Source organism: Microbacterium sp. Gd 4-13 (genome assembly GCF_003095395.1).
Lineage (GTDB): Bacteria > Actinomycetota > Actinomycetes > Actinomycetales > Microbacteriaceae > Microbacterium.
In genome coordinates this window covers 945070-963088 of record NZ_QEIJ01000001.1, presented here as the reverse complement: position 1 = coordinate 963088, position 18019 = coordinate 945070, and the positions used below count along the sequence as shown (strand labels likewise).

Here is an 18019-nt window from a genome sequence, read left to right as displayed (position 1 = left end):
ATGGCACTGCGCACCCTCGATTCGCTGGGTTCGCTCGCAGGCAAGCGTGTCATCGTCCGTTGTGATCTGAACGTCCCCCTGAAGGACGGCATCATCACGGACGATGGCCGCGTGCGCGCGTCGATCCCCACGCTGAACGCTCTCATCCACGCCGGCGCGCGCCTCGTCGTCGCCTCGCACCTCGGTCGACCCGACGGTGCGCCCGACGCGAAGTACAGCCTGGAGCCCGTCGCACAGCGACTCTCCGAGCTGCTCGGCGCTCCCGTGGCGTTCGCGCGCGACACCGTCGACGAATCGGCGCAGGAAGCCGCGGCCGCCCTCGAGGACGGCCAGGTGGCCGTCCTCGAGAACCTTCGGTTCAACCCGGGCGAAACGGCGAAGGATGCGGGGGAGCGCCGCGCGTTCGCCGAGCAGCTCGCACAGCTCGGCGACGCCCTCGTGTCGGACGGCTTCGGAGTCGTCCACCGCAAGCAGGCGAGCGTCTACGAGCTCGCCGAACTCCTCCCGTCGGCCGCCGGCCTGCTGGTGGAGAAGGAGCTCGAGGTGCTCGACCGCCTGACCGAGAACCCCGAGCGCCCGTACACGGTCGTCCTCGGCGGGTCGAAGGTCAGCGACAAGCTCGGCGTCATCGAGCATCTCCTCCCGCGCGTCGACCGGCTCCTCGTCGGCGGCGGCATGATGTTCACCTTCCTCGTCGCGCAGGGCCACAAGGTCGGTGCGAGCCTCCTGGAGGAAGACCAGATCGATCGTGTCAAGGGCTACCTCGCCACGGCGAAGGAGAGCGGCGTGGAGATCATCCTCCCCGTCGACGCGGTGGTCGCAGCATCCTTCTCCGCCGACGCCGACCACGTGATCGCCGACGCCAATGCACTCGAGGACACCCCGTTCGGTGCCTCCGGTCTCGGACTCGACATCGGGCCGCGCACGTCGGACGCCTTCGACGCGGCCATCCGTGGCAGCCGCACGGTCTTCTGGAACGGCCCCATGGGCGTGTTCGAGATGGCGGCGTTCGAGTCGGGCACCCGCGCGATCGCGCAGGCCCTCACCGAGGTCGACGGCCTCAGCGTCGTCGGCGGCGGAGATTCGGCTGCTGCAGTTCGCCAGCTCGGCTTCGCCGACGACGATTTCGGACACATCTCGACGGGCGGGGGCGCCAGCCTCGAGTTCCTCGAGGGCAAGAAACTCCCCGGACTGGAGGTCCTCGGATGGGCGTAACCACCCGCACCCCGTTCATCGCCGGCAACTGGAAGATGAACCTCGACCACCTGCAGGCGGTCGCGTTCGTCCAGAAGCTGCACTGGACCCTGAAAGAGGCCGGACACGAGCCCGAGAGTGTCGAGGTCGGCGTTTTCCCGCCGTTCACCGACATCCGCACCGTGCAGACCCTCATCGACGCCGACAAGATTCCTTTCGCCCTCGGAGCGCAGGACCTTTCGACGAACGATTCCGGCGCCTACACCGGCGAGATCTCCGGACAGTTCCTCTCGAAGCTCTCCTGCGGCTACGTGATCATCGGTCACTCCGAGCGTCGCCAGTACCACTCCGAGACCGATGAGGTCGTCGCCGCGAAGGTGCAGGCGGCGCTGCGTCACGGCATCGCCCCGGTGATCTGCGTGGGCGAGACGGCCGAAGACCTCGAGAAGTTCGGCGCGAGCGCCGTTCCCGTCGGCCAGCTCGAGGTCGCGCTCGAGGGTGTGTCGGCCGACGCCGACATCGTCGTGGCCTACGAACCGGTCTGGGCGATCGGTTCGGGCCAGGCGGCCACGCCCGACCAGGCGCAGGAGGTCTGCGCGAAGCTCCGCGCCGTCGTCGCGTCCAAGCTGGGCGAAGACGCAGCGGCACGCACGCGCGTGCTGTACGGCGGATCGGTCAAGTCGGGCAACATCGCGAGCTTCATGCGCGAGCCCGACGTCGACGGTGCGCTGGTCGGCGGAGCGAGCCTCGTGGTCGACGAGTTCGCGGCGATCATCCGGTTCCAGAAGCACGTCGGCGTCTGACCGTATACTTGACGCGGTGCGGTCTGCTTCGCACCGCTGCGAAAGGCTTTCAACAGTGCAGATCCTCGAGTTCGTCCTGCAGGTCCTGCTGGGTATCACCAGTCTTCTGCTGACCCTTCTCATCCTGCTCCACAAGGGGCGCGGCGGCGGCCTGTCCGACATGTTCGGTGGCGGCATGACGTCGGCCCTCGGATCCTCGGGTCTGGCTGAACGTAACCTCAACCGGTTCACGATCATCCTCGCGCTGGTCTGGTTCGTGGCGATCGTCGGCCTCGGCCTCATCACGAAGTTCCTCCCGGTCTGATGGCTACCGGGGGAAACGCCATCCGCGGCACCCGTGTGGGCGCGGGTCCGATGGGCGAGCAGGATCACGGTTACCACGCGGATCGCGTGTCGATCTCGTACTGGGACGCGCTCGGCAACGAGACCGTCCGCCACTTCGCAGCGGGCATCCCGGAAGACGAGATCCCCGAGACCATCGATTCGCCGCACTCCGGTCTTCCCGCGGGTCGCGACCAGAAGAACCCGCCGGCGATCGCCAAGAACGAGCCCTACAAGACGCACCTCGCCTACGTGAAGGAGCGCCGCACCGAAGAAGAGGCAGAGACCCTCCTCGACGACGCGCTGCAGCAGCTCCGCGACCGGCGCGGTCAGTAGCCACGGCAACGACGAAGGGCGGATGCTTCGCAGCATCCGCCCTTCGTCGTTCGTGTGAACGTGGTTCGCGTGCTCAGTACTCCTGGTCGATGAGCTGCGGGGGCACCTGGTCGGCGGCGGCCTCGTCGACGAACAGCACCGTGCGACGGCGGCCCTTCGCGCCGGCCGCCGGCACGCTCGCGTAGCTGGCGCCGGCCAGCGCGAGGCCGAGCGCCGACGCCTTGTCGGCACCCGCGAGCACCATCCACACGCGAGTCGAGCTGTTGATGACCGGGCGGGTGAGCGACACGCGCTCGGGTGGAGGCTTGGGCGAGTCGCGCACCGGCACGGCGGCGCGGTCGGTGATCTGGATCTCGGGGCGATCGGGGAACAGCGACGCGATATGGGCGTCAGGCCCGACGCCGAGGAAGCAGATGTCGAACGCGGGCCAGGCGCCAGCGTCCGTGCGATCGGCCGGCGCGTACTGCGCGAGCTCGTCGGCATAGGCCGTGGCGGCGCCGTCGAGGTCGAGGGTGCCATCGCTCGCGGCGACCGCGTGGATGTTCTCGGCCGGGATGTCGAGCGCGTCGAGCAGCGCGACGCGCGCCTGCTTCTCGTTGCGGTCGTCCGAGTCGCGCGCCACGAACCTCTCGTCGCCCCACCAGAAGTGCACGTCCGACCAGTCGATGGTGGAGGTGCGCGGGTCTCGCGCGGCGGCCTCGAGAACCGCGCCGCCCATCGATCCGCCGGTCAGGCAGATGTGCACGGTGAGACCGTCGGCGACCTGCTTCTCGACGCGCGAGACGAAGCGCGCGGCCACCGACTCGGCGAGGTGCTGTTTGTCGGGGCTGATGACGACCCGCTTCTCGGTGATCGACTCAGCCATGCGTCTCCCTCGTCTCGGCGGAACCGAGGAGTTCGAGTCCCTCGGAGATCACGCGCCCGTAGAGCACGTCGGGGTCGAGGCGGCGAAGCTCCTCGGCCAGGCACTCCCGCAGCGTGCGGCGGGGGAATGCCAGCTCGTGGGAGGGCTGGTCGGGCTGAGTGAGCACCGCCACGCTCGGCTCCGGCCGTTCCAGCAGCGTGTCTCCGCCGGGACGGGTGAGGCGGACCGACTTGATGCCGCTCGTCCACTCGTCGGCGGGGAGATACGCGTAGTCGACCGGCACGTCGAGCTTCAGCCGCAGCCAAGCGGCGAGGAGCACCGTCGACGGCGAGTCCGCTCCGCCGCGGACGGTCACCGAGGTCACCGGCTCGAAGGGCGGCTGGTCGAGCACCGCGGCGAGCTGTTCGCGCCAGCGCGTGAGGCGCGTCCACGCGAAGTCGGTGTCGCCGGGGGAGTAGTGCGAGCCGAGGCTGTCGACCCACGCGGTCGGGTCGGGCTGGCTCGAAGCATCCGTGATGCGTCGCTGCGCGATCTTGCCGATCTCCGAGCGCGACGGCGTCTTCGGCGTCTCGGAGGGCCACCACGCCACGACGGGCGCGTCGGGGAGAAGCAGGCCCGTCACCAGGCTCTCGGCGTTCGAGCCCGCGGCGCCGTGTGCGCGAAGCACGACGACTTCGCTCGCCCCGGCGTCGCCGCCGACGCGGATCTGCGCATCGAGGCGGGGCTCGGCGTCACCACCGCCGACCATGACGACGAGGACGCGCATCGGGTGCTCGCGCGACGCATCGTTCGCGGCCTCGATCACTTCCTCCTCGGCCCCGTGACGGGTCACGATGACGAGGGTGAGGACGCGACCGAGAGCGACGGCGCCGCCCTCCTCGCGCACGTTGACGAGCGCCTTCGAGATCTTGCTGACGGTCGTGTCGGGCAGTTCGACGATCACGGGCGCCTCCAGGTGCGGCCGTCGCGAGACAGCAGTTCGTCTGCGGATGCCGGGCCCCACGACCCGGGGGAGTACTGCTCGAGGGGTCCGTCCTGCGACTCCCAGAACTTCTCGATCGGGTCGAGGATCTTCCAGCTGAGCTCGACCTCCTCGTGACGGGGGAAGAGGGGCGGGTCGCCGAGCAGCACGTCGAGGATGAGGCGCTCGTAGGCCTCGGGGCTCGCCTCGGTGAACGCGTGGCCGTAACCGAAGTCCATGGTCACGTCGCGCACCTGCGTGCCGTCGCCGGGTACCTTCGAGCCGAAGCGGATGGTGACACCCTCGTCGGGCTGCACCCGGATCACCAGAGCGTTCTGGCCGAGCTCCTCGGTCTGGCTGCGAGAGAACAGCTGCTGCGGCGCGCGCTTGAAGACGACGGCGACCTCGGTCACGCGGCGCCCGAGGCGCTTGCCGGTGCGCAGGTAGAACGGCACGCCCGACCAGCGACGCGTGTTCACCTCGAGCTTGATCGCGGCGTACGTCTCGGTCGTCGAGTCGGGGTTCATCCCGTCTTCCTCGAGGAAGCCGAGCACCTCCTCGCCACCCTGCCAGCCGCCGGCGTACTGCCCCCGTGCCGTCGCGTGCGCGAGGTCTTCGGGGAGGCGGACCGCTGCGAGCACCTTCTCCTTCTCGTCGCGGAGGTTCTTCGCGTCGAAACTGATGGGCTCCTCCATGGCGGTCAGCGCCATGAGCTGCAGGAGGTGGTTCTGGATGACGTCGCGCGCGGCTCCGATTCCGTCGTAGTAGCCGGCTCGTCCGCCCACACCGATGTCCTCGGCCATGGTGATCTGCACGTGGTCGACGTAGTTGCGGTTCCAGATCGGCTCGTACAGCTCGTTCGCGAAGCGCAGCGCGAGGATGTTCTGCACCGTCTCCTTGCCGAGGTAGTGGTCGATGCGGAAGATCGAGTCGGCGGGGAAGGCGCTCTCGAGCTCGTCGTTCAACTCACGGGCTGAGGCCAGGTCGTGACCGAACGGCTTCTCGACGACGACGCGGCGCCAGCCGTTCCCGTCGGCCGCGGTCTCGCCGACCAGCCCCGAGTCCTTCAACTGCTGGGTGACCAGCGGGAAGGCCTTCGGCGGGATCGAGAGGTAGTACGCGTGGTTGCCCATCGTGCCGCGTTCGACGTCGAGCTTGTCGACGGTGTCGCGCAGGCGTGCGAAGGCTTCCGGGTCGTCGAACTCGCCCGAGACGAAGCGGATGCCCTGCAGCAGCTGCTGCCAGGTCTCTTCGCGGAACTCGGTGCGCGCGTACTGCTTGACCGCCTCGTAGACGACCTGCGCGAAGTCCTGGTCCTCCCAGTCGCGGCGAGCGAAGCCCACGAGGGCGAAGCCCGGGGGGAGCAGGCCGCGATTGGCGAGGTCGTAGACGGCCGGCATGAGCTTCTTGCGCGACAAGTCTCCGGTCACACCGAAGATGACGAGCGCGCTCGGGCCGGCGATGCGGCTCAGGCGGCGATCGTCGGGATCGCGAAGCGGGTTGTGCCCCCGGGAGATTTCGACACTCATGCGTACACGCTCACTGGGCTGCTTCGAACAGCTCGACGACGTCGAGCTGCGGGTCGGTCAGGGTCAAAGTCACGACGGGACGGCCGTGCGCGGCCAGCACCGACGCGTCGCCGGCGGCCTGCGCCTCGATGAGCTGGCCGAAGGTGAACGGACGGCCGGGGATCTCGAGATCGGTGTCGGTGCGCTCGGTGATCTGCAGGAACACGCCGGTGGCGGGTCCGCCCTTGTGGAACTGCCCGGTGGAGTGCAGGAAACGAGGGCCCCAGCCGAAGGTGGCGGGGCGACCTGCATCCGCGGCGACGAGCTCCCGCAGTCCCTGCAGCTGCGGGATCGCGATGCGGTTCACGTAGGCCTGAATGGCGACGTAGCCGTTCGGCGGAAGCTGGGCCCACAGCGCGTCGAGCACGCCGGCGAGCGTGCCGGACGCCGCGAGGGCGGGATCCGAGACGCGGACCTCGACACCGTCGAGCGTGAACGCGGGCTGCGTCGGCTCGGGGCGTGCGTCCAGCAGGCCGCGGGTCGCGACCTTCGCCGACTCGACGTCGGGCTGATCGAAGGGATCGATCCCCAGCATCCGTCCGGCGATGGCCGTGGCGTACTCCCACACCACGAACTGCGCCCCGAGCGAGCCGCTGACGAGGATCTCGCCCTCGTGCCGCTCGAACAGGTGGAACTGCGCGGCGTTGTCGACCAGGCGCAGGATCTGCAGGTCGTCGGGCACCGCGTCGAGCTCGGGCGACACCGGCAGCAGCACGACGGGCAGGATCCCCGTGCCGTTCTTGCCGGTGGACTCCGCGATCAACTGCTCGATCCAGTCGGGCAGGCCCACGATGTGCGTGCCGTCGGTGACGAGCCCGAGCTTGTCGCGACGGGGCTCCCCGCCGGCGATCGCCGCGGCGAGCACCAGCGCGGGGTTCTCGGGACTGTCGATGGCCACTTCGAGCAGCGTGGCCTCGGCCTCGTCGAGGAGCTCGTTCAGATCGACGCCGGCGAGCCCCGACGGAACCAGGCCGAACGCGGTGAGTGCGGAGTACCGGCCGCCGACGGTCGGGTCGGCGGCGAACACGCGGTAGCCCTGCGCGCGCGAGGCCTCGTCGAGCGGAGAACCGGGGTCGGTGACCACGACGATGCGCTCGACCGGGTCGATCCCGAGGTCCCGGAACGCCGCCTCGAAAGCGCGCTTCGCGGAATCGGTCTCGACCGTGGAGCCTGACTTCGACGACACGACCAGGACGGTCTTGTCGAGACCGCCCGACTCGGCGTCGCCGTCGATGGCGGCGAGCACCTGCCCGGGAGAGGTCGAGTCGAGGATGACGAGCGGAACACCCGATGTCTGAGCGATGACCTCGGGAGCGAGCGACGAGCCGCCCATCCCCGCCAGGACGACACGCGTCACGCCCTTCGCGACCAGATCGGCGCGCAGCGCCTCGATCTCGGGTACGAGCGGCCGTGAGACCGAGACCGCCTGCACCCATCCGAGCCGGCGGGATGCTTCGGCCTCGGCCGTCGCACCCCACAGGCTGCTGTCGCCCGCCGTGATCGACGAGGCGACGAGCGACGCCACGAGGCCCGGGAGCGTCGTCTCGACGAGCTCGCGCGGGTGACCCGTGACGTGGATGTCGAACGTCACTGAGCGGCCTCCGCGGTGCCGGCCTCGAGCGCCTTCGCAACGGTCCCCTGCAGTTCGTGCCACGAGGCGACGAACTTCTCGACGCCCTCGTCCTCGAGCACCTGAGTGACGTCGGCGAAGTCGACACCGACGGCCGCGAGGCGGTCGAACACGTCGTGCGCGTCTGCGTAGTTTCCCGTGATGGTGTCGCCGGTGATCACGCCGTGGTCGAAGGTCGCCTCGAGGGTCTTCTCGGGCATCGTGTTGACAGTGCCGCCGGCGACCAGCTCGGTGACGTAGAGCGTGTCGGGCAGCGCCGGGTCCTTGACTCCGGTCGAGGCCCAGAGCGGACGCTGAACGGTGGCGCCCGCGTCGAGCAGGGCCTTCGCACGGTCGGTGGCGAACTCGCGCTCGAAGAGCTCGTAGGCCAAACGCGCGTTCGCGATGCCCGCCTTGCTCTTGAGTGCGGTGGCCTCGTCGGTGCCGATGGCGCTCAGTCGCTTGTCGACCTCCGTGTCGACGCGCGACACGAAGAACGAGGCGACCGAGTGGAGGGTGTCGATCTTGTGGCCGGCGGCCTTCGCCTTCTCGACGCCCGAGAGGTAGGCGTCGATGACCTCCGCGTAGCGCTCGAGGCTGAAGATGAGGGTGACGTTCACCGAAATGCCCGCGCCGATGACCTCGGTGATGGCGGGCAGGCCCGCCTTGGTCGCCGGGATCTTGATGAGCACGTTCGGGCGGTCCACGCGGGCTGCGAGGTCCTTCGCCTGCGCGATGGTGGCCTCGGTGTCGTGGGCGAGGTCGGGGGAGACCTCGATCGACACTCGACCGTCGACGCCGCCGGTCTCCTCGAAGACGGGGAGGAAGACGTCGGAGGCGGCGCGCACGTCGTCGGTGGTGATCTCGAAGATCGCCTCGTCGGTGGTCGCGCCCTTCGCGGCGAGCCCGGAGACCTGGGCCTCGTATGCCTCGCCCTTCGACAGGGCTCCGGCGAAGATCGTCGGGTTCGTGGTCACGCCCGTGACGTTGCGGGTCGCGATCAGGTCGGCGAGGTTGCCGGTCATGATGCGCTGGCGCGAGAGGTCGTCGAGCCAGATGCTCACGCCTGCGGCGGACAGCTGTGCGGTGGGGGTGCTCATGCGTTGTTCTCCTTGATCGTCTCGCGGGCCGCGGCGACGACGGCCTCGGCGGTCATACCGAACTCTTTGTACAGAGTCTTGTAGTCGGCGGAGGCGCCGAAGTGCTCGATCGAGACCGAGCGGCCCTTGTCTCCGACGATGCCCCGCCAGGTGAGGGCGATGCCGGCCTCGACCGAGACCCGGGCGGTGACGGCCGTCGGCAGCACCGACTCGCGGTAGGCCTCGTCCTGCTCGGCGAACCACTCCAGCGACGGGGCCGACACCACGCGGGCGTTGATGCCGTCCGCGGCGAGCGACTCGCGCGCGGCGACGGCGATCTGCACCTCGGAGCCGGTGGCGATCAGGATCACGTCGGGCGTGCCGTTCGGGGCCTCGGCCAGCACGTACGCACCCTTGGCGACACCCTGCGCCGACGCGAACACGTCACCGGATGCTTCGCCGTCACCGCGCTCGAACACGGGCAGGTTCTGACGCGACAGGGCGATACCTGCGGGGCCGGCGTGCCGACGGATCAGCTCGAGCCAGGCGACCGCGGTCTCGTTGGCATCGGCGGGCCGCACGACCGCGAAGTTCGGGATCGCGCGGAGCGTCGCGAGCTGCTCGATCGGCTGGTGCGTCGGGCCGTCCTCGCCGAGGGCGACCGAGTCGTGGGTCCAGACGAACAGCGACGGGATGTTCATCAGCGCGGCCAGACGCAGCGGCGGCCGCATGTAGTCGCTGAAGATGAGGAACGTGCCACCGAAGGCGCGCGTCGGGCCGTGCAGCACGATGCCGTTGAGGATCGAGCCCATGGCGTGCTCGCGGATGCCGAAGTGCAACACCCGCCCGTAGGGCGAGCCGTCCCACTCGTGGGTCGACCACTCCGCGGGGATGAACGACTTGGCGTTCTTGATCGTCGTGAGGTTCGACTCGGCGAGGTCGGCCGAGCCGCCCCACAGCTCGGGGAGCTCGGCGGCCAGGGCGTTGATGACGGTGCCCGATGCGGCGCGCGTGGAGACCTCCTTGCCGGCTTCGAACACCGGCAGCGCGTCGGCGATGTCGGCGGGGAGCTCGCGAGCGTTCACGCGGTCCCAGAGCGCTTTGCGCTCGGGGTTGGCCGCGGCCCACGCGTCGAACTTCTCCTGCCACGCGGCCTTCTCGGCCTCGCCGCGGGCGACCAGCTCACGCGTGTGCTCCAGCACCGCAGCATCCACCTCGAAGGTCTGCTCGGGGTCGAAGCCCATGACCTCCTTCGTGGCGCGCAGCTCGTCGGCGCCGAGGGCCGAACCGTGGATCTTGCCGGAGTTCTGCTTGCCGGGCGACGGCCAGCCGATGATCGTCTTCAGGATGATGATCGACGGCTTCGCGGTCTCGCCCTTGGCGGCCTCGATGGCGTCGTAGAGGTCGGCGGCGTCTTCGACGTACTGACCGGTCTTCTTCCAGTCGACCGTCTGCACGTGCCAGCCGTAGGACTCGTAGCGCTTCGCGACGTCCTCGGTGAAGGCGACGTTGGTGTCGTCCTCGATAGAGATCTGGTTGGCGTCGTAGATGACGACGAGGTTGCCGAGCTCCTGGTGGCCGGCGAGCGATGATGCTTCGCTCGTGACGCCCTCTTCGAGGTCGCCGTCGGACGCGATCACGTAGATGTGGTGGTCGAACGGGCTCTCGCCAGCGGCGGCCTCGGGATCGAACAGGCCGCGCTCGTAGCGCTGCGCGTAGGCGAAGCCGACGGACGAGGCGAGGCCCTGGCCGAGGGGGCCGGTGGTGATCTCGACGCCGTCGGTGTGGCGGTACTCGGGGTGGCCGGGAGTCAGCGAGCCCCAGGTGCGGAGGGCCTTGAGGTCGTCGAGCTCGAGCCCGAAGCCGCCCAGGTACAGCTGGATGTACTGCGTCAGCGAGGAGTGCCCCGCCGAGAGGATGAACCGGTCGCGCCCGGGCCAGTGGGTGTCGGCGGGATCGTGCCGCATCACCTTCTGATAGAGGAGGTAGGCGGCCGGGGCGAGGCTCATGGCCGTACCCGGGTGGCCGTTGCCCACCTTCTCCACGGCGTCTGCCGCGAGTACGCGCACGGTGTCCACCGCGCGCCGATCGATCTCATCCCAGCTCAAGTCCGACACTCGGTCGCCTTTCCTCGATCTCGGCGCCCTCTGGTCGTGCCGCAGCTCCGTCGTCCATCAATGGAGAGGAGGGGGAGCCGGCACCAGGCGCGCGTTCGTTTTCAGCATAGCGAAGCGAGACGTCTCGACGGGTGACATGACGGGGCTCGCGCGCACCGGGGCCCCGTAACCGATGACGTAGACTCGGGGAGACCTGATGAGCACGGCAAACGGGGGAAGATGGACATCTCGACGACGTCGATTACGCCGGTCGCGACCCCTCGAAAGTCGTTCGGACGAACCTTCCGCGCCTACCTCGCGTTGACGAAGCCCCGGGTCCTCGAGCTGCTGCTGGTCACGACCGTGCCGGTCATGATCCTCGCGCAGAACGGCATGCCGAATCTCTGGCTGGTGCTCGCCACGGTCATCGGCGGGTCCCTCAGCGCCGGCTCCGCCGCAGCGTTCAACATGTACCTCGACCGCGACATCGACGCGCACATGCAGCGCACCGAGAAGCGTCCGCTCGTCACCGGCGAGGTGACGCCGCGCAACGCCCTGATCTTCGCGTGGACCCTTGCCGCGGCATCCACGGTCTGGCTCTTCTTCACCACGAACTGGCTCGCCGCCGCGCTCTCGGCCGGCGCCATCTTCTTCTACGTCGTCATCTACACGATGATCCTCAAGCGCCGCACCGAGCAGAACATCGTGTGGGGCGGCATCGCCGGGTGCTTCCCCGTGCTCATCGGCTGGTCGGCCGTCACGGGATCGCTGAGCTGGACGCCGTTCATCCTCTTCGCGCTCGTGTTCCTGTGGACGCCCCCGCACTACTGGCCGCTGTCGATGAAGTACAAGGACCAGTACGAAGAGGTCGACGTGCCCATGCTCGGCGCCACGCGCAGCGGCTCGCAGGTCGGCCTTCAGGTGATCCTGTACGGCTGGGCGACGGTCGCGTGCTCGCTCTTGCTCATCCCCGTCGCATCGATGGGCCTCGTCTACACCGTGTCGGCCCTCGTCTTCGGCGGTTGGTTCCTCTACGAGTCGCACCGCCTCTACACGCGAGCCGTCCGGGGCACCGAGCCGCGCCCCATGCGCGTCTTCCACGCCTCCATCACCTACCTCACGCTCCTGTTCGTGGCCATCGCGGTCGACCCGCTCCTGCCCTTCTGACGCAGAGCGCACGAAGAAGGCCGGATCCCCTCGGGGACCCGGCCTTCTTCGTCGTCGCGGATGCGGCGTCAGGCGCGCTTGTCGTCGCCCTCGGTCGCCGCAGCCGGCGCCGGGGTCGTGCTGGGCACCTCGACGTCGGGGTCCTCGGCGATGACGGGCGCTGCCGTCGTGGCGGCGGGGACGGTGGGCTCGGACGCGAACGGGGTCGGTTCGAGATCGGTCTCGTCGGCGGTCCAGTCGATCGTCTCGACGACGGCCGCATCGCCCTGAGGGATGAGCGACTTCGCGGCGGCCAGCGCGAGCGCGAGCAAGAGTCCGACGACGCCGGCGCCGAGGAGCACGGCTCCGACGACCGACCACGACTGTCCGCCGTAGACCTGGGCGGTGGTGGCGGTGCCGTCGACGAGGCCGCGCTCGAGGGTGCCGAGGCGGTCCACGACGATCCACAGGCCCACGGCTCCGGCCACGACGGACCCGGCGACGAGGATCCAGAACGGGATGCTGGTGATCAGGCGGGCACGAGAGGTCATTTCGGGTCAACTCCTATTTTCTCCGGGCACGGTTCGGCCGCGGCATCGACCAGTCTGCACCGTAGGCCACCACGATGCTTCTGCGTCTCCGATGTGTTCCCTATGAAGGTGCCCGCGCGCAGAGCCCGCCCGCGGTCAGCGTGCGACGGCGGGGGTCTTCAGGTTCAGCACCACGGCGACCATGGCCGCGGCGGTCAGCGCGGCGAGCACCATATGGGTGCCGACGGCCCACTCCGGGAGACCGTTTCGCGCCTGGTAGAGCCCGACGGAGATCTGCACGAGCTCGATCGCGAGGAGTGCGGTGATCCAACGACGCACGGGAAGGCGGCGCGCCCAGGCGACGATCGTGAGCACCAGGGTCAGCACGAACAACGCGTAGCCGGGCCACGCGTGGACGTGCTCGAGCACCTGCGCGTCGAAGCCGCTGCGCACCGCCGCGTCGTCGCCGGAGTGGGGCCCGGCGCCCGTGGTCAGCACGCCGAACACGATGGTGAGGGCGAGCACGAGCGTGGTGACATGGGTCGTGATCAGGTACCAGCGCGGGACGGCGAGCGACCGCGGGCCGGGGGCGGCGTTCATCCGCACGAGGAAGGCCGCGCACACGCCGACCAGAACGACCGAGGCGACGTAGTGGAAGCCGACGATGAACGGGTTGAGGCCGGTGAGCACGGTCACGCCGCCGACGAGGGCCTGCGCGACGACACCGCCCAGCACGATCGCGGCGAGAACGAAGAGGTCGCGGCGTTCGCGACGGATCCGCCAGACGAGCACGACCACGGCCAGCGCCAGGATGCCGACGACGCCGGTGAGGGTGCGGTTTCCGAACTCGATGATGCCGTGGATGCCCATCTCCTGCGTGGCGACCAGCGAATCGGGCGTACAGGTCGGCCAGGTGGGGCAGCCGAGCCCCGAGCCGGTGAGGCGCACGGCGCCACCGGTGCCGATGATGAGCACCTCGGCGACGAACGAGAGCCAGGCGAAGACCCGGACGCGTCGATCCACCCGGTCGGGCAGCCACGCGACGAATCGCGACAGCGGGGTGGGGTCGGTGCTCCGGTGAGTGTCGGCGGTCGACTGCGCGGACATGGGGCTCGCCTCCAGGCGGGTTCCGCGAGCGCCGGGGTGGGCGCCGGGCACCCCGTACGGGGCTGGGAACCTGTAGAATCAAGGGGTTCGGGATGCACCGCTCACGCGGATGCCATCCCCGACAGTCTAGGCGCGGTAACTGCGCCTCATAGCGGGCCCACCGAGCCTCCTCCCTCCGCCGCACTCCACGCGGAACGGGAATGCTCGGGCGGATGACACCGTTCGGCCCGAAGAGGAGAGGATCGTCATGACTGATGTACTGATCGACCGGCCCGAGCTCGAGGGGCTGGGGGTGTACGAGTTCGGCTGGCACGACGCCGACGCCGCGGGTGCTGTTGCGCAGCGCGGTATCAACGAGAGCGTCGTGCGGGGCATCTCCGCCCTCAAGGATGAACCCGAGTGGATGCTGAAGACCCGTCTGAAGGGTTATCAGCTCTTCGGACGCAAGCCGATGCCGACCTGGGGCGCAGACCTCAGCGAGATCGACTTCGACAACATCAAATACTTCGTCCGCTCGACGGAGAAGCAGGCCGGAACCTGGGAGGAACTCCCGGAAGACATCCGGAACACGTACGAGCGGCTCGGCATCCCCGAGGCCGAGCGTCAGCGACTCGTCTCGGGCGTGGCCGCGCAGTACGAGTCCGAGGTGGTCTACCACCAGATCAACGAGCAGCTCGAAGCCCAGGGTGTCATCTTCATGGACACCGATACGGCGCTGCGCGAGCACCCCGAGTTCTTCGAGGAGTACTTCGGCACCGTGATCCCCGCGGGCGACAACAAGTTCGCCGCGCTGAACACGGCCGTCTGGTCGGGCGGATCGTTCGTCTACGTACCGCCGGGCGTCCACGTCGAGATCCCGCTCCAGGCCTACTTCCGCATCAACACCGAGAACATGGGCCAGTTCGAGCGCACGCTGATCATCGCCGACGAGGGGTCGTACGTCCACTACATCGAGGGCTGCACCGCTCCGATCTACAAGAGCGATTCGCTGCACTCGGCCGTGGTCGAGATCATCGTGAAGAAGAACGCCCGCGTGCGTTACACGACGATCCAGAACTGGTCGAACAACGTCTACAACCTCGTCACCAAGCGGGCCGTGGCCCACGAGGGCGCGACGATGGAGTGGATCGACGGCAACATCGGCTCGAAGGTCACGATGAAGTACCCGTCGATCTTCCTCATGGGCGAGCACGCCAAGGGCGAGACCCTTTCGGTCGCCTTCGCCGGCCCCGGTCAGCACCAGGACGCCGGCGCCAAGATGATCCACATGGCGCCCTACACGCAGTCGTCGATCGTGTCGAAATCGATCGCCCGGGGCGGTGGACGCGCCGGCTACCGCGGTGAGGTGCGCGTCGATGCGAATGCGCACCACTCCGCGAACACCGTCAGGTGCGATGCGCTGTTGGTGGATTCGATCTCGCGCTCCGACACGTACCCGGCGATCGACATCCGCGTCGACGACGTGCAGCTCGGTCACGAGGCGACGGTGTCGAAGGTCAGCGAGGAGCAGCTGTTCTACCTGCAGTCGCGCGGCCTTCCGGAAGACGAGGCCATGGCGATGATCGTGCGCGGCTTCATCGAGCCGATCGCCCGCGAGCTGCCGATGGAATACGCGCTCGAGCTCAACAAGCTCATCGAGATGGGCATGGAGGGCAGCGTCGGATGATCGCCGCCACGCCCACGAAAGGATCGGTCGGCTAGATGACGACGACCACCACCGTCCCCCTCCCCGGGAGCACCGCACACACCGACGGAGGATGGGGCGACAAGACTGCGCCCGTCGTCCCGGTGCAGACGCGTTCCGAGCGCCCCACCTCCTTCGACGTCGCCGACTTCGGCACGCCGACCGGTCGTGAGGTCAACTGGAAGCACACGCCCGTCGACCGTCTGCGGGCACTGTTCGCCGACGACGTGACCGACGAGGATGCAGCGCTCCGCCGCGACCTCGGATCGGCGGCGTCGCACGTGATCGCCTCGTCGGGGCTCGACGCCCCGGTGCGCGGCGAGCACTTTCGCCCGGAAGACGTCGTCGCCGCCACCGCGTGGCAGCGTTCGACCGACGCCCTCCACGTGCGTCTGGCCGCCGACGAGGAGCTCACCGAGCCCCTGCGGATCGACGTCACGGGCCTCGGGGCCGGCCTCGTGGCAACCGACCACATCGTGATCGAGGCGATGCCGCACGCTCGGGGCACCGTCGTGCTCTACCATTCCGGATCGGCCGCCTACGCGCAGAACGTCGAGATCGTCGTCCGCGATGGCGCCGACCTCACCGTGATCACCGTCCAGCGCTGGGATGATGACGCCGTGCACGCGGCCTCGCATCAGGCGCGGGTCGACCGCGACGCGAAGCTCACCCACATCGTGGCCAGCCTCGGTGGCGGAGTGGTGCGCGTGAATCCCTCGGTCGAACTGTCGGGCTCCGGGTCGGAGGGCCGCCTGTTCGGTCTGTCGTTCTCCGACGCCGGTCAGCACCTCGAATCGCAGGTCTACCTGCACCACAAGGGCGACCACACCAAGGGCGACGTGCTCTACAAGGGCGCGCTGCAGGGCGAGAGCGCGCGCAGCGTCTGGATCGGTGATGTGCTCATCGGACCCGACGCCGTCGCAACCGACTCGTACGAGGCCAATCGCAACCTGCTCCTCACCGACGGTGCCCGCGCCGACTCGATCCCGAACCTCGAGATCCAGACCGGCGACATCCTGGGCGCGGGCCATGCCAGCGCGACGGGCCGGTTCGACGACGAGCAGCTGTTCTACCTGCAGGCTCGCGGAATCGACGAGGACGAGGCGCGCCGCCTGGTCGTCGTCGGGTTCCTCAGCGAGATCGTGCAGCGCATCGGCGTGGCCGACCTCCAGGTCGAGCTCACCGAGGCCATCGAACGCGAACTGCAAGAGGGAGTCACCGCGTGAGCGCGACCCGTATCTGCGCGCTGAGCGAGCTGGAGCAGGACACCGCTCTGCGTGTCGAGGTCGAGGGCGTGCCGATGGCCGTCGTCCTCGACGGCAACGGCGAGGTGCACGCCATCGGCGACACCTGCACGCACGGAGAGGTGTCGCTCGCCGAGGGTTTCGTCGACGGCGACACCCTCGAATGCTGGGCGCACGGATCGGCGTTCTCGTTGACCACCGGGCACCCGCTGAATCTTCCGGCCTACGAGCCGGTCCCCGTTTACGTGGTGACGATCGAAGGAGACGACGTGCTCGTCGATCCCACCGTCACGCGTCCCACGAACTGAGTAAGGAAACCGACATGACTGTTCTCGAGATCCGAGACCTCCACGTCACCGTGGAGACGGATGCGGGCACCACCCCGATCCTCAACGGCGTCACACTGACCATCCGCACGGGCGAGACCCACGCGATCATGGGCCCCAACGGCTCGGGCAAGTCGACGCTCGCGTACACGATCGCCGGTCACCCCAAGTACACCGTCACGAGCGGTTCCATCACGCTCGACGGCGACGACGTCCTCGCGATGACCGTCGACGAGCGCGCCCGCGCGGGCCTGTTCCTCGCGATGCAGTACCCCGTCGAGATCCCCGGCGTCACCGTGACGAACTTCCTGCGCACGGCGAAGACCGCGATCGACGGCGAGGCGCCCAGCATCCGGTCGTGGACCAAAGACGTCAAGGCCTCGATGAAGGACCTTCGTATGGACGACAAGTTCGCCCAGCGCAACGTCAACGAGGGATTCTCCGGCGGTGAGAAGAAGCGCCACGAGATCCTCCAGCTCGAACTCCTCCAGCCCAAGATCGCCGTCCTCGACGAGACCGACTCGGGACTCGATGTCGACGCGCTCAAGATCGTCTCGGAAGGCGTCAATCGCGCCAAGGGCAAGAGCGACCTCGGTGTGCTCCTGATCACCCACTACACCCGCATCCTCCGCTACATCCGCCCGGACTTCGTGCACGTGATCGTCGCCGGCCGGATCGTCGAGGAAGGCGGCCCCGAGCTCGCCGACCGGCTCGAGAACGAGGGTTACGACCGGTTCATCCCGGCCGACAGCCCTGTGGAAGCGTAGAATCGTTACATGACCGCAACGATCACGGCCGACAAGTACGACGAGGTCACCGAGGCGCTGAAGGATGTGATGGATCCCGAGCTCGGGATCAACGTCGTCGACCTCGGTCTCATCTACGACCTCGCGTGGGACGACGAGAACGATGCGTTGATCATCCACATGACGCTCACCTCCGCCGGTTGCCCGCTCACCGACGTCCTCGAAGAGCAGACCGCGCAGGCGCTCGACAACGTGGTGGACCGATTCCGGATCAACTGGGTCTGGATGCCGCCGTGGGGTCCCGAGCGCATCACCGACGACGGGCGCGACATGATGCGCGCGCTCGGTTTCGCCATCTGACGCACGACTCCATCCGACCCGGAGGGCGCGGGTAGGCTCGCGGG

At 68.7% G+C, this 18019-nt stretch carries 18 protein-coding genes; 10 read left to right on the top strand and 8 right to left on the bottom strand.

The window, feature by feature from the left end:
- Genes DEA06_RS04620 through DEA06_RS04605 form a run of 4 tightly spaced genes read left to right on the top strand, consistent with a single transcriptional unit; the run spans position 1 to position 2654 of the window.
- On the top strand, positions 1–1215 hold the full coding sequence (locus DEA06_RS04620; protein ID WP_116646726.1) for a phosphoglycerate kinase: 1215 nt from the start codon (positions 1–3) through the stop codon (positions 1213–1215).
- Positions 1206–1997: a triose-phosphate isomerase gene (tpiA, locus tag DEA06_RS04615; RefSeq protein ID WP_116646725.1), complete on the top strand. Its 792-nt coding sequence runs from the start codon at positions 1206–1208 to the stop codon at positions 1995–1997. Before DEA06_RS04620 ends, tpiA begins: the two co-directional genes overlap by 10 nt.
- Before the next feature lie 55 nt (positions 1998–2052).
- Complete coding sequence (gene secG, locus DEA06_RS04610; RefSeq protein ID WP_116646724.1) at positions 2053–2301, top strand: preprotein translocase subunit SecG; 249 nt, start codon at positions 2053–2055, stop codon at positions 2299–2301.
- The gene (locus tag DEA06_RS04605) at positions 2301–2654 is read left to right on the top strand and encodes an RNA polymerase-binding protein RbpA (protein WP_116646723.1); all 354 of its coding nucleotides are present in this window, start codon (positions 2301–2303) and stop codon (positions 2652–2654) included. The genes secG and DEA06_RS04605 overlap by 1 nt, the downstream gene beginning before the upstream one ends.
- A 73-nt stretch (positions 2655–2727) precedes the next feature.
- Here the strand turns inward: DEA06_RS04605 and pgl are convergent, their stop codons facing one another.
- The 6 genes from pgl to tkt are packed head-to-tail and all read right to left on the bottom strand — an operon-like array spanning position 2728 to position 10853.
- Positions 2728–3519 carry a 6-phosphogluconolactonase gene (gene pgl / locus DEA06_RS04600; protein WP_116646722.1) on the bottom strand — a complete coding sequence of 264 codons (792 nt, stop codon included), beginning with the start codon at positions 3517–3519 and terminating at the stop codon, positions 2728–2730.
- Entirely contained in the window at positions 3512–4462 is a 951-nt protein-coding gene (locus DEA06_RS04595; RefSeq protein WP_116646721.1) for a glucose-6-phosphate dehydrogenase assembly protein OpcA, read from the bottom strand. Before DEA06_RS04595 ends, pgl begins: the two co-directional genes overlap by 8 nt.
- Positions 4459–6009 carry a glucose-6-phosphate dehydrogenase gene (gene zwf, locus DEA06_RS04590; protein ID WP_116646720.1) on the bottom strand — a complete coding sequence of 517 codons (1551 nt, stop codon included), beginning with the start codon at positions 6007–6009 and terminating at the stop codon, positions 4459–4461. The genes DEA06_RS04595 and zwf overlap by 4 nt, the downstream gene beginning before the upstream one ends.
- A 10-nt stretch (positions 6010–6019) precedes the next feature.
- Complete coding sequence (locus DEA06_RS04585) at positions 6020–7639, bottom strand: glucose-6-phosphate isomerase (RefSeq protein ID WP_116646719.1); 1620 nt, start codon at positions 7637–7639, stop codon at positions 6020–6022.
- A complete protein-coding gene (gene tal / locus DEA06_RS04580; RefSeq protein ID WP_116646718.1) occupies positions 7636–8757 on the bottom strand; it encodes a transaldolase in 1122 nt (373 codons plus the stop codon). The genes DEA06_RS04585 and tal overlap by 4 nt, the downstream gene beginning before the upstream one ends.
- Positions 8754–10853, bottom strand: coding sequence for a transketolase (gene tkt / locus DEA06_RS04575; protein WP_116646717.1), 2100 nt, complete (start codon positions 10851–10853; stop codon positions 8754–8756). The genes tal and tkt overlap by 4 nt, the downstream gene beginning before the upstream one ends.
- A gap of 219 nt (positions 10854–11072) precedes the next feature.
- Between tkt and DEA06_RS04570 the strand changes: the two genes are divergently transcribed.
- Positions 11073–11999 (top strand): heme o synthase, encoded by a 927-nt coding sequence (locus tag DEA06_RS04570; RefSeq protein WP_116646716.1) that lies wholly within the window; start codon positions 11073–11075, stop codon positions 11997–11999.
- 68 nt (positions 12000–12067) lie between these two features.
- Here the strand turns inward: DEA06_RS04570 and DEA06_RS04565 are convergent, their stop codons facing one another.
- Both DEA06_RS04565 and DEA06_RS04560 read right to left on the bottom strand, forming a co-directional pair.
- Positions 12068–12529 carry a hypothetical protein gene (locus tag DEA06_RS04565; RefSeq protein WP_116646715.1) on the bottom strand — a complete coding sequence of 154 codons (462 nt, stop codon included), beginning with the start codon at positions 12527–12529 and terminating at the stop codon, positions 12068–12070.
- A 135-nt stretch (positions 12530–12664) separates the two neighbouring features.
- Positions 12665–13615, bottom strand: coding sequence for a COX15/CtaA family protein (locus DEA06_RS04560; RefSeq protein ID WP_116646714.1), 951 nt, complete (start codon positions 13613–13615; stop codon positions 12665–12667).
- A 247-nt stretch (positions 13616–13862) separates the two neighbouring features.
- On the opposite strand from DEA06_RS04560, the gene sufB reads away from it, so the two are divergent.
- The 5 genes from sufB to DEA06_RS04535 are packed head-to-tail and all read left to right on the top strand — an operon-like array spanning position 13863 to position 17975.
- Positions 13863–15281: a Fe-S cluster assembly protein SufB gene (gene sufB, locus DEA06_RS04555; protein ID WP_116646713.1), complete on the top strand. Its 1419-nt coding sequence runs from the start codon at positions 13863–13865 to the stop codon at positions 15279–15281.
- A gap of 35 nt (positions 15282–15316) precedes the next feature.
- Entirely contained in the window at positions 15317–16525 is a 1209-nt protein-coding gene (gene sufD, locus DEA06_RS04550; RefSeq protein WP_116646712.1) for a Fe-S cluster assembly protein SufD, read from the top strand.
- Positions 16522–16851 (top strand): non-heme iron oxygenase ferredoxin subunit, encoded by a 330-nt coding sequence (locus tag DEA06_RS04545; protein WP_116646711.1) that lies wholly within the window; start codon positions 16522–16524, stop codon positions 16849–16851. The genes sufD and DEA06_RS04545 overlap by 4 nt, the downstream gene beginning before the upstream one ends.
- A gap of 14 nt (positions 16852–16865) precedes the next feature.
- The gene (gene sufC / locus DEA06_RS04540; protein WP_116646710.1) at positions 16866–17636 is read left to right on the top strand and encodes a Fe-S cluster assembly ATPase SufC; all 771 of its coding nucleotides are present in this window, start codon (positions 16866–16868) and stop codon (positions 17634–17636) included.
- 9 nt (positions 17637–17645) lie between these two features.
- Positions 17646–17975, top strand: a complete 330-nt coding sequence (locus tag DEA06_RS04535) for a metal-sulfur cluster assembly factor (protein ID WP_116646709.1) — start codon at positions 17646–17648, stop codon at positions 17973–17975.
- Positions 17976–18019: the final 44 nt, after the last annotated feature.